General features: G+C 70.2%; 1 protein-coding gene (running past one end of the window). It reads left to right on the forward strand.

All coding sequences use genetic code 11. The features are described from left to right. Nucleotides 1-13,468: the beginning of a non-ribosomal peptide synthetase gene (locus GTZ93_RS27615; RefSeq protein WP_161663102.1), read on the forward strand. The gene runs 18,032 nt beyond the window's last position; the window shows 13,468 of its 31,500 coding nt (coding positions 1-13,468); the start codon lies at nucleotides 1-3; the stop codon falls past the right edge of the window.

A 13,468-nucleotide genomic window follows, 5' to 3' on the forward strand; every position in this document is an offset into this window, starting at 1 on the left:
TTGCCGCGTTCCCCTGAGCTGACGCCCTCGCATTCCACTCTCGTCGAAATCTTGCGGAGCCGGGCTGAATCACGGCCCGATCAGCCGCTGTACACGTTCCTGGACGACGCTGGGCAGGAAGACGGAGCGCTGAGCTACGCGGGGCTGGATGCGCGGGCGCGGCGGATCGCGGTGGCGCTGCGGAAGGTGGCGAAGCCGGGCGAGCGCGTGATGCTGCTGTACCCGCCCGGGCTGGAGTACGTGGCGGGGTTCTTCGGGTGCCTCTACGCGGGGCTCATCGCGGTGCCGGCGTATCCGCCGGATCCGATGCGGCTGGAGCGGACGCTGCCGCGCCTGCGCGCGATCATCCAGGACGCGAACGCGACGGTGGTGCTCACCACGTCCGGCATCCTGTCCATGACGGAGTTCGTCTTCGAGCAGGCGCCGGACCTGCGCTCGCTGCACTGGGTGGGGACGGACGAGATTCCGGCGGGTGGGGAAGCGGAGTGGACGCCGCCGGCGGTGGACGCGTCGACGCTGGCGTTCCTCCAGTACACGTCGGGATCCACGGGCTCGCCCAAGGGCGTGATGCTGAGCCACGGCAACCTGGCTCACAACCTGGCGCTGATCACGGACGCGTTCGAGCTGGGCCCCAGCAGCTCGGCCGTCATCTGGCTGCCGCCGTACCACGACATGGGGCTCATCGGCGGCATCCTCACGCCGCTGTACGCGACGTTCCACGCGGCGCTGATGTCGCCGATGACGATGCTCAAGAACCCGCGCGTGTGGCTGGAGGCCATCACCCGCTACAAGGCCACCATCAGCGGCGGGCCGAACTTCGCGTTCGACCTGTGCATCCGGCGCATCCCGGCGGAGGAGCGTCAGTCGTTGGACCTGAGCTCGTGGCGGGTGGCGTTCACCGGCGCGGAGCCCATCCGTCCGGCGACGCTGGATCGCTTCGAGCAGGCCTTCGGGCCGCACGGCTTCAAGCGTGAGTTCTTCTTCCCGTGCTACGGCCTGGCGGAGGCGACGCTGCTGGTGTCGGGCGGGCGCGTGGAGGCGCCGCCGGTGCGCTGCGCGCTGGATGCTCCGGCGTTGGAGCAGCGCCGGGCGGTGCTGGTGGACGCGGCGAAGCCGGAGGCGCGCGTCCTGGTGGGCTGCGGCGATGAGCGGCCGGGACACCCCGTGGCCATCGTGGATCCCCAGACGCGCGAGGCGTGCGCGCCCGGCGGCGTGGGTGAAATCTGGGTGCGCGGCCCCAGCGTGGCGCTGGGCTACTGGAACAAGCCGGAGGCGACGGCGGAGGCGTTCCACGCGCGCGTGAAGGGCACGGACGAAGGCCCGTTCCTGCGCACCGGCGACCTGGGCTTCATGCGGGACGGCGAGCTGTACGTCACCGGCCGGGCCAAGGATCTGATCATCATCCGGGGCCGCAACCACTACCCGCAGGACATCGAGCAGACGGTGGAGGAGAGCCACCCCGCGCTGCGCGCTGGCAGCGTCGCGGCGGTGTCTCTGGAGGTGGCGGGCGAGGAGCGCCTGGTGGTGGTGCAGGAGATCGACCTGCGCAAGGCGGGCAACCTGCGCAAGCAGGTGGACATGGCGGAGGCGGCGGTGAAGGAGATCCGCCAGCGCGTCGCCGAGCGGCACGAGGTGCAGGTGCACGCCGTGGCGCTGATCGAGCCCGGCAGCATCCCGAAGACCTCCAGCGGGAAGATCCAGCGGCACGCGAGCAAGGCGCAGTTCCTCGCGGACGAGCTGCGCACGGTGCTGGTGTGGCGCGAGCCGGGGTTCGAGGAGGCGGAGGAGTCGGAAGCCGCCGAGTCCTCGGAGCCCGCCGCTGCGCCGGTGCGTGAGGACGTGCCGGAGGCCGCGCGGACCACGCTGACGTGGCTGGTGGAGCGCGTGGCGGAGCAGCTGAAGATGCCGGCGAAGACGGTGGACGTGCGTGAGCCCATCACGCGCTACGGCCTGGATTCGCTGAGCGCGGTGGAGCTGGCGCACGCGGTGGAGAAGGGGCTGGGGATCGCGCTGCCCATGGAGCTGCTGCTCCAGGGGCCGAGCCTGGTGGAGCTGGCGAAGCGCATCACGGCGTCGAAGCAGGAGCCGAAGGCGGCGGTGCTCGCGCCCAGGCCGCGTGGCGCCACGCAGCCGCTGTCGTTCGCGCAGCAGCGCCTGTGGTTCCTGGACCGGCTGGAGCAGGGCAGCGCGCTCTACAGCATCCCGGGCGCGGTGCGGCTGGACGGAGCGCTGGACGCGGAGGCGATGCGCCGGAGCCTGGAGGAGATCGTCCGCCGGCACGAGTCGCTGCGCACGACGTTCCGCGAGGAGAACGGCGAGGCGGTGCAGCTCATCCACCCGGCGAAGTCCTTCGAGCTGCCGGTGGTGGACCTGACGGGCTTCCCGGAGGCGTCGCGCGAGGCGGAGGCGCGGCGGTGCGTGGATGAAGAGGCCGTGCGCTCGTTCGACCTGGGTACGGGTCCGCTGGTGCGCGCGCGGTTGCTCAAGCTGGGTGAAGCGAAGCACGTGCTGCTGGTGACGATGCACCACATCGTCTCCGACGGCTGGTCCATGGGCGTGCTCGTGCGTGAAGTCGCCGCGCTCTACGACGCGTTCCGTGGCGGGCGGGGTTCTCCGCTGCCGGCGCTGAAGGTGCAGTACGCGGACTTCGCGCAGTGGCAGCGGGAGTGGCTGCTGGGCGGCGTGTTGGAGAAGCAGGTCGGCTACTGGAAGCAGCGGCTGTCCGGAGCGCCCGCCGTGCTGGAGTTGCCCACGGACTTCGCGCGTCCGGCGGCGCAGACGTACCGCGGCGCGACGGTGCCGGTGAAGCTGGGAGCGGAGCTGAGCAAGGCGCTGGGCGCGCTGGCGAAGAAGGAAGGCGTCACGCCGTACATGCTGCTGCTGGCGGCGTTCCAGGTGCTGCTGGGGCGCTACTCGGGGCAGGACGACATCTCGGTGGGTTCGCCCATCACGGGCCGCACGCGTGCTGAGACGGAGGGCCTCATCGGCTTCTTCGTCAACACGCTGGTGCTGCGCACGACGCTTACGGGCAATCCGTCCTTCCGCGCGCTGCTGGCCCAGGTGAAGGAGACGACGCTGGGTGCGTACGCGCACCAGGACGTGCCGTTCGAGAAGCTGGTGGAGGAACTCCAGCCGCAGCGCAGCCTCAGCCACGCGCCGCTGTTCCAGGTGATGTTCGTGTTGCAGCAGGACGTGCTGCCGCACTTCCGTCTGCCGGGCGTGGAGCTGTCGCCGTACGAGGTGGAGTCGAAGACGGCGAAGTTCGACCTGACGCTCTACCTGACGGAGACGGCGGGCGGGCTGGACGGGACGCTCGAGTACAACACGGACCTGTTCGCGGCGGCGACGGCGCGGCGGATGATGGAGCACCTGCGGGTGCTGCTGGAGTCGCTGCTCACGGATCCGGGCGCGAAGCTGTCCGACCTGTCGCTGATGGGCGCGCAGGAGACGCAGACGCTGCTGAGGGACGTGTCGGGGACGGACCTGTCGGCCCCGGTGCGCGGGACGATGCAGGCCCTGTTCGAGGCGCAGGTCGCGCGCACGCCGGATGCGCCCGCGGTCCACTTCGATGGCGAGGTGCTGACGTACGCGCAGCTGGACGCGCAGGCGAATCAGCTGGCGCACCACCTGCGTGGCATGGGCGTGGGCCCGGACACGCTGGTGGGCGTGAGCCTGGAGCGTTCGGCGCGGATGGTGGTGGCGCTGCTGGGCGTGCTGAAGGCGGGCGGCGCGTACGTGCCGCTGGATCCGGCGTACCCGAGTGAGCGCCTGGGCTGGATGCTGGAGGACGCGCAGGCGCCGGTGCTGCTGACGCAGCAGAAGCTGCTGGGCGTGCTGCCTGAGCACTCCGCGAAGGCCGTCTGCGTGGACACGGATTGGGCCGTGATCGCGCGGCAGCCGACTACGCCTGTCGCGACGAGCACGGGCGAGGGGAACCTGGCGTACGTGCTGTACACGTCGGGCTCCACGGGCCGTCCAAAGGGCGTGGCCATCGAGCAGCGCAGCGTGGTGGCCTTCCTGCACTGGGCGACGGCGGCCTTCACGAAGCAGCAGCTGGCGGGCGTGCTGGCGGCGACGTCGCTGAACTTCGACCTGTCGGTGTTCGAAGTCTTCGCGCCGTTGACCAGCGGTGGTGCCGTCATCGTCGCGGAGAACGCGCTGGCGCTGCCGACGCTGAAGGACGCGGGCCGCGTGACGTTGGTGAACACGGTGCCCTCCGCGATGGCGGAGTTGCTGCGCAGCCAGGGCGTGCCGGAGTCGGTGCGCACGGTGAACCTCGCGGGCGAGCCGCTGCTGAACCGGCTGGCGCAGCCGCTGTACGGACTGAAGCACGTGGAGGGCGTCTACAACCTCTACGGCCCGACGGAAGACACGACGTATTCGACGTACTCGCGGGTGGAGAAGGGCGCGGCGCGTGAGCCGACGATTGGCCGTCCGCTGACGGGCTCGCGGGCGTACGTGCTGGACGCGTGGCTGCGTCCAGTGCCGCAGGGCGTGCCGGGCGAGCTGTACATCGCGGGCGCGGGCCTCGCGCGCGGCTACCTGGCCAAGCCGTCGCTGACGGCGGAGCGCTTCGTGCCGAACCCGTTCTCGGAGCAGCTGGGCGCGCGGATGTACCGCACGGGAGACCGCGTGCGGTGGCTGGCGACGGGCGAGCTGGAGTACCTGGGCCGCATCGACTTCCAGGTGAAGGTGCGTGGCTTCCGCATCGAACTGGGCGAGGTGGAGTCGGCCCTGGCGTCGCAGCCCGGCGTGCGTGAGTCGGTGGTGGTGGTGCGTGAGGACGTGCCGGGCGACAAGCGCCTGGTGGCGTACGTGGCGGGTGCGTCTCTCGACACGGCGGAGCTGCGCCAGGGCCTGAAGGCGCGGCTGCCGGAGTACATGGTGCCGTCGGCGTTCGTGGTGCTGAACGCGCTGCCGCTGACGCCGAACGGGAAGGTGGACCGCAAGGCGCTGCCGGTGCCGGAGGCCCAGTCGCAGAGCCAGTACGTGGCACCGCGCACGGCGACGGAGGAGCAGGTCGCGACGATCTTCGCGCAGTTGCTGCGCGTGGAGCGCGTGGGCTCGGAGGACTCGTTCTTCGAACTGGGTGGACACTCGCTGCTGGCGATGCAGTTGGCCTCCCGGCTGCGCACGGCCTTCGGCGTCGAGGTCCCGCTGCGTTCGCTCTTCGAGCTGAACTCGGTGGCCTCGCTCGCGTCATTCGTCGACGGGAAGAAGCAGCAGGCGGAAGCCGCGAACCTGCCGCCGCTGAAGCGGGTGTCGCGTGAGGGTGTGCTGCCGCTGTCGTTCGCGCAGCAGCGCCTGTGGTTCCTGGACCGGCTGGAGCAGGGGAGCGCGCTCTACAACGTGCCGGGCGCGGTGCGTCTGGATGGCACGCTGGACGTGGAGGCCCTGAGGCTGACGCTCCAGGAGATCGTCGCGCGGCACGAGTCGCTGCGCACGACGTTCCGTGAGGACAACGGTCAGGCGGTGCAGATCATCCACGCGGCGGGCCGGATGGACCTGCCCGTGGTGGATCTGTCGGTCGCGGGTGAGGCAGAGATTCAGCGCCGGGTGAACGAAGAGGCCGTGCGTCCGTTCGATCTGGGCACGGGTCCGCTCTTCCGCGCTCAGTTGCTGAAGCTGGGCGAAGCGAAGCACGTGCTGCTGGTGTCGATGCACCACATCGTCTCCGACGGCTGGTCCCTGGGTGTCCTCGTGCGCGAGATGGCCGCGCTCTACGAGGCGCACTCGCAGGGCCGCGCCATGCCGCTGCCGGAGCTGGCGGTGCAGTACGCGGACTTCGCGCAGTGGCAGCGGGAATGGCTGCTGGGCGGGGCGCTGGAGAAGCAGGTCGGCTACTGGAAGCAGCAGCTGGCAGGGGCTCCGGCGATGTTGGAGCTGCAGACGGACTTCGCGCGTCCGGCGGTGCAGACGTACCGCGGCGCGACGGTGCCGGTGAAGCTGGGCGCTGACCTGAGCCGCTCACTGAATGCGCTGGCGAAGCAGGAAGGCGTCACGCCGTACCAGTTGCTGCTGGCCGCGTTCCAGGTGCTGCTGGCGCGTTACACGGGCCAGGACGACATCTCGGTGGGTTCGCCCATCGCAGGCCGTACGCAGGCGGAGACGGAAGGGCTCATCGGCTTCTTCGTCAACACGCTGGTGTTGCGCACGAAGCTGGCAGGCAACCCGAGCTTCCAGCAGCTCCTGAAGCAGGTGCGCGAGACGACGCTGGGCGCGTATGCGCACCAGGACGTGCCGTTCGAGAAGCTGGTGGAAGAACTCCAGCCGCAGCGCAGCCTGAGCCATGCGCCGCTGTTCCAGGTGATGTTCGCGCTGCAGCAGGACGTGCTGCCGCACCTGAAGCTGTCGGGCATGGAGCTGTCGCCGTACGAAGTGGAGTCGAAGACGGCGAAGTTCGACCTGACGCTCTTCCTCACGGAGACCGCGGGCGGACTGGAAGGGACGCTCGAGTACAACTCGGACCTGTTCACGGCGGCGACGGCGCGGCGGATGACGGAGCACCTGCGAGTGCTGCTGGAGTCCGTGGCGGTGCGGCCCATGGCGAAGGTGTTCGACCTGTCGTTGATGGGCGCGCAGGAGAAGCAGACGCTGTTGCTGGACGTGTCGGGGACGGACCTGCCGGCTCCGGTGACCGGGACGATGCAGGCGCTCTTCGAGGCGCAGGTTGCGCGCACGCCGGATGCGGCGGCCGTCTACTTCGACGGAGAGGTGCTGACGTACGCGCAGCTGGAGGCGCAGTCGAACCAGCTGGCGCATCACCTGCGTGGCATGGGCGTGGGCCCGGACATGCTGGTGGGCGTGAGCCTGGAGCGCTCCGCACGGATGGTGGTGGCGCTGCTGGGCGTGCTGAAGGCGGGTGGCGCCTACGTGCCGTTGGATCCGGCGTACCCGCAGGATCGTCTGGGCTGGATGTTGGAGGACGCGCAGGCGACGGTGGTGCTGACGCAGCAGAAGTTGCTGGGCGTGCTGCCCAAGCACTCGGCGCGCAACGTGTTCCTGGATACGGATTGGGAGAGCATCTCCAAGAACCCTGCTTCGCGCGTCGATGCGCGCACGGGCGTGAGGAATCTGGCGTACGTGCTGTACACGTCGGGTTCGACGGGCCGTCCGAAGGGCGTGGCCATCGAGCAGCGCAGCGTGGTGGCCTTCCTGCACTGGGCGACGACGTTCTTCACGCCTCAGCAGCTGTCGGGCATGTTGGCGTCGACGTCGCTGAACTTCGACATCTCGGTGTTTGAAGTCTTCGCGCCGCTGAGCATCGGTGGTTCCGTCATCGTCGCGGAGAACGCACTGGCGCTCCCGACGATGAAGGACGCGAGCCGGGTGACGCTGGTGAACACGGTGCCCTCCGCGATGGCGGAGTTGCTGCGCAGCCAGGGCGTGCCGGAGACGGTGCGCACGGTGAACCTCGCCGGTGAGCCGCTGCTGAACCGGCTGGCGCAGGCCGTCTACGGGCTGAAGAACGTGGAGGCCGTCTACAACTTCTACGGCCCGACGGAAGACACGACGTATTCGACGTACTTGCGAGTGGAGAAGGGCGCGGCGCGGGAGCCGACCGTTGGCCGTCTCCTGACGGGCTCGCGAGGGTACGTGCTGGATGCCTGGCTGCGTCCGGTGCCGCAGGGCGTGCCGGGCGAGCTGTACATCGCGGGTGCGGGCCTCTCGCGAGGCTACCTGGCGAAGCCTGCTCTGACGGCGGAGAGGTACGTCCCCAATCCCTTCAGCCAGGAGCCCGGCGCGCGGATGTACCGCACGGGCGACCGCATCCGCTGGTTGCCGAATGGCGAGCTGGAGTACCTGGGCCGCATCGACTTCCAGGTGAAGGTGCGTGGCTTCCGCATCGAACTGGGCGAAGTGGAGTCGGTGCTGTCCACGCAGCCCGGCGTGCGCGAGTCCGTGGTGATGGTGCGCGAGGACGTGCCCGGCGACAGGCGCCTGGTGGCGTACGTGGCGGGTGCGTCCCTGGACGTGGCGGAGCTGCGCAAGGGTCTGAAGGCGCGGCTGCCGGAGTACATGGTGCCGTCGGCGTTCGTGGTGTTGAGCGCACTGCCTCTGAATCCGAATGGGAAGGTGGACCGCAAGTCGCTGCCAGTGCCGGAGGCCCAGACGGCGCAGGGCCAGTACGTGGCGCCGCGCACGGCGACGGAAGAGCAGGTGGCCACGATCTTCGCGCAGTTGCTGCGCGTGGAGCGCGTGGGTGCGGAGGACTCGTTCTTCGAGCTGGGCGGACACTCGCTGCTGGCGATGCAGCTGGTCTCCCGGCTGCGCACGGCCTTCGGCGCCGAGGTCCCGCTGCGTTCGCTCTTCGAGCTGAGCACGGTGGCTTCGCTCGCGTCGTTCGTGGATACGGCCGTGTCGGGCCGTGATGCGTCCAAGGCCCCGGCGATCACGCCTCGGCCCCGGAGCGCCACGGAGTCGCTGTCGTTCTCACAGCAGCGTCTGTGGTTCCTGGACCAGCTGGAGCAGGGCAGCGCCTTCTACAACGTGGCGGGCGGTGTGAAGCTGGACGGCGCGCTGCATGTGGAATCCATGCGGCTGGCTTTGGAAGAGATCGTCCGTCGGCATGAGTCGCTGCGCACGACGTTCCGTGAGGACAATGGTCAGGCGGTGCAGGTCATCCATCCGGCGAAGGCCTTCGAGCTGCCGGTGGTGGACGTCTCCGGTGCACAGGACACGGAAGCGCGGCGGCTGGCGGAGGAAGAAGCCTCGCGCCCGTTCGATCTGGGTACGGGCCCGCTCTTCCGCGCGAAGCTGCTGAAGCTGGGTGAGGCGAAGCACGTGCTGCTGGTGACGATGCACCACATCGTCTCCGACGGCTGGTCCATGGGCGTGCTCGTGCGTGAGGTCGCCGCGCTCTACGAGGCCCAGGTACTCAACCAGAAGTCGCCGCTGCCGGAGCTGGCGGTGCAGTACGCGGACTTCGCGCAGTGGCAGCGGGAATGGCTGCTGGGCGGGGTGCTGGAGAAGCAGGTCGGTTACTGGAAGCAGCAGCTGGCCGGTGCTCCGGCGGTGCTGGAGCTGCCGACGGACTTCGCACGCCCGGCGGTGCAGACGTACCGCGGCGCGACGGTGCCGGTGAAGCTGGGCGCGGACCTGAGCCGCACGCTGAATGCGCTGGCGAAGCAGGAAGGCGTCACGCCGTACCAGCTGCTGCTGGCGGCGTTCCAGGTGCTGCTGTCCCGCTACAGCGGGCAGGACGACATCTCGGTGGGTTCGCCCATCGCGGGCCGCACGCAGGCGGAGACGGAGGGCCTCATCGGCTTCTTCGTCAACACGCTGGTGCTGCGCACGAAGCTGGCGGGCAACCCGAGCTTCCAGCAGGTCCTGAAGCAGGTGCGTGAGACGACGTTGGGCGCGTACGCGCACCAGGATGTGCCGTTCGAGAAGCTGGTGGAGGAACTCCAGCCGCAGCGAAGCCTGAGCCATGCGCCGTTGTTCCAGGTGATGTTCGCGCTGCAGCAGGACGTGCTGCCGCACCTGAAGCTGTCGGGCGTGGAGCTTTCGCCGTACGAGGTGGACGCGAAGTCCGCGAAGTTCGACCTGACGCTGTCGCTGACGGAGACGGCGGGCGGGCTGGAAGGAACGCTGGAGTACAACACGGACCTGTTCGCGGCGGCGACGGCGCGGCGGATGACGGAGCACCTGCGGGTGCTGCTGGAGTCCGTGGCGGTGCGGCCCATGGCGAAGCTGTCCCAGCTCGCGCTGATGGGTGAGCAGGAGCGTCACCAAGTGCTGGTGGCGTGGAACGACACTCGCGGTGACGTCACGGGTGACGTGACGTTCCCGACGCTCTTCGAGGCCCAGGTGCGTCGCGCGCCGGACTCGCAGGCGCTGGTGTTCGAGGATGCCTCGCTGACGTACGCGCAGCTGGACGCGCGGGCAAACCAGCTGGCGCACCACCTGCGCACGCTGGGCGTCGGGCCCGAGGTGCGTGTGGCGCTCTGCGTGGAGCGTTCGCTTGAGCTGGCGGTGGCGATGCTCGGCATCCAGAAGGCCGGTGGCGCCTTCGTGCCGTTGGATCCGTCCTACCCGCGTGAGCGCCTGTCCTTCATGTTGGAGGACAGCGGCGCGCCCGTGCTGGTGACTCAGGACTCGCTGAGCCAGCAGCTTCCCTCCGACGGCCTGCGCGTGGTGCGCATGGACGTGGAGGCGGCGCACCTCCGGACGCTGCCGGAGACCGCTCCGGCCTCCAGCGCCAACGCCGACACCCTGGCGTACGTCATCTACACGTCCGGCTCCACGGGGCGTCCCAAGGGCACGCTCCTGCCGCACCGCGGCCTCAACAACACCGCCCGGCAGGCCGCCGCGGCGAAGGGCCTGGGCACGGGCCGTCGCGCGTTGCAGTACGCGGCATCCAGCTTCGACGCCAGCGTGTGGGAGGTGTTCAGCACGCTCGTGTCCGGGGCCACGCTGGTGCTCGCGCCGCGCGACCGCCTGCTGCCGGATGAGCCGCTGCGCACGCTGCTGAAGTCGCAGCGCATCACCACCGTGACGCTGACGCCGTCGGTGCTCGCGCAGCTGAGCACGGAAGGGCTGGACGGCCTGTCCACCATCGTCTCCGCCGGTGAGGCGCTGAGCGTGGAGATGGCTCGCAAGTGGGGGCAGGGGAGGACGCTGATCAACGCGTACGGCCCCACCGAGACCACGGTCTGCGCGACCCTCACACACGGCGGTGTCCGGGCGGAGCGCCTGACCATCGGCAAGCCGCTGGCGAACGTGCAGGTGTACGTGCTGGATGCCCTGCACCATCCGGTGCCCGTGGGCGTCGCGGGCGAGCTGTACGTCGCGGGCGAAGGCCTGGCGCGCGGCTACCAGGGCCGGCCGGACATGACGGCGGAGAAGTTCGTCCCCAACCCGTTCAGCCAGGAGCCCGGCGCGCGGCTGTACCGCACTGGCGACCGCGTGCGCTGGCTGGCCGAGGGCGAGATCGAATACCTGGGCCGCATCGACCACCAGGTGAAGGTGCGTGGCTTCCGCATCGAGCTGGGTGAAATCGAGGCCGTGCTGCTGCGCCACGCGGACGTGCGTGAGGCGGCGGTCGTGGTTCGCGAGGACGTCCCGGGTGACAAGCGGCTCGTCGGCTACGTCGTGCCGCAGCCGGGTCGGACGGTGGACGCGGCCTCGCTGCGCAAGCACCTGAAGGACGGCGTGCCGGAGTACATGGTGCCGTCGGCCTTCGTGGTGCTGGACGCACTGCCGATGACGCCCGCCGGCAAGGTGGACCGCAAGGCCCTGCCGGCCCCCACCGGCGCGCTCACGCGTCCGGATGCCTACGTGGCCCCTCGCACGCAGACGGAGACGCGCGTGGCGGCCCTCTTCGCGCGCGTGCTTACCGTGGAGCGCGTGGGCGCGGAGGATTCGTTCTTCGAACTGGGCGGCCACTCGCTGATGGCCACCCAGCTGGTGTCGCGTCTGCGCGGCGAGTTCCAGGTGGAGCTGCCCCTGCGCGCGCTCTTCGAGTCCCCGACGGTGGCCGCCCTGGCCGCCCGCGTGGACGAGGCCACCGGCGCCGAGCGGAAGTTCAAGACGCCGCCGCTCAAGCCCGCGTCGCGTGAGGGCTCGCTGCCGCTGTCGTTCGACCAGGAGCGCCTCTGGCTCTTCGAGCAGCTCACGCCGGGCACGCCCATCTACAACGTACCTAGCGCGGCGCGCTTGAGCGGCGACCTGGACGTCGACGTGCTCCGCCGCGGCCTGGAGGAGATCGTCCGGCGCCACGAGGCGCTGCGCACCGTCTTCCATCAGGATGCGTCCGGCGCGCCCGTGCAGGTCATCCTGCCAGCGAAGCCGTTCGTGCTGCCCGTGGTGGACCTGTCCTCGCTGCCCGCCGACCAGGCGGAGGCCGAGGCCCGGAAGCACCTGAACGCGGAGGCCGCTCGGCCCTTCGACCTGGTGCAGGGCCCGCTCCTGCGCGCGCAGCTCCTGAAGCTGAGCGCGCGCGAGCACGTGCTGTGCCTCGCCATGCACCACATCGTGGTGGATGGCTGGGCCGTGGGCGTGTTCATGAACGAGCTCCAGGCGCTCTACACCGCGTTCTCGCGCGGCGAGCCCTCGCCGCTGCCCGCGCTGCCCGTGCAGTACGCGGACTACACCCTCTGGCACCGCCAGTGGCTGAGCGGCGACGTGCTGGAGCAGCAGATCTCCTGGTGGAAGAAGCAGCTCGCCGGAGCGCCCCGCATCGCGCTGCGCACGGACGCGCCGCGTCCCGCGGGCGACCGCTTCCACGGTGACAGCCGCCGCTTCCACCTGTCCCCGGACCTCACGTCCCGCATCGAGGCGCTGGGACGAGGGGAGGGCGCCACGCTGTTCATGGTGCTGCTCGCCGCGTTCGACGCGCTCCTGCACCGCCGCACCGGCCAGGACGACATCGTCGTGGGCACGGACATCGCGAACCGCGCCCGCGAGGAGCTGGAGTCCCTGGTTGGCTTCTTCACCAACCAGCTCGTCCTGCGCACGCAGGTGTCGGGCGACTTGTCCTTCCGCTCGCTGCTGGACCGCGTGCGCAAGGGGACCCTGGACGCCTACGAGCACCAGGACCTGCCCTTCGGAACGCTGGTGCAGGCGCTCAAGCCGCCGCGCGAGCCGGGTGGTCAGCTCTTCAACGTGAAGTTCGTGCTGGAGAACGCGCCGCTGCCGCCGCTCCAGCTCCCCGGCCTGGAGCTGAGCCTCCTGGACGCGGAGACGAACGGGACCGCGAAGTGGGACCTGCTCGTCGTCGTCTTCCCGTGGCAGGGCGGGCTCACCGTCACGGTGGAGCACAACACGGACGTGCTCGACCGTGCGTCGGTGGAGCGCCTGTTCGCCCACTTCGAGTCGCTGCTGCGCGCCGTCGTGGACGACCCCGAGCTCCGCATCGGCACGCTGCCGCTGCTCACGCCGGATGAGCGCAACACGCTCGCCGCGTGGAACGACCGCCCGCGGACGTACCCGCACGGCCAGCCCGTGTCGCGCGTCTTCGAGGCGCAGGCCGCCCGCGCCCCGGACGCGGTCGCCGTCAGCTTCGAGGGCGAAACGCTCACCGCTTCGCAGCTCAACGCGCGCGCCAACCAGCTCGCGCACCACCTGCGCGCCCTGGGCGTCAGGCCCGGCAAGCGCGTGGGCGTGTCCCTGGAGCGCTCGCTGGACCTCGTCGTGGCGGTGCTGGGCATCGCCAAGGCGGGCGGCGCGTACGTGCCGCTCGACCCCAGCTTCCCCACCGAGCGCCTCTCGATGCTCATCGAGGACGCGGGCCTGTCCGCGCTCGTCAGCGTCTCCGCGATCGCGGACGAGCTGCCCGCGCAGTGGCTCCAGGTGATCTGCCTGGATGACGACGCTGCCGCGCTCGCGAAGCGTTCGGACGCCAACCTCGACACCGCGCCGAGCGGCGAGGACGAGCTGTACGTCCTCTACACCTCCGGCTCCACGGGTCGCCCCAAGGGCGTGTCCGTGCCCCACCGCGCCGTCGTGCGCCTGGTGTGCGGTCCGG

The organism is Corallococcus exiguus (genome assembly GCF_009909105.1).
In the GTDB taxonomy this organism is placed as follows: Bacteria; Myxococcota; Myxococcia; order Myxococcales; family Myxococcaceae; genus Corallococcus; species Corallococcus exiguus.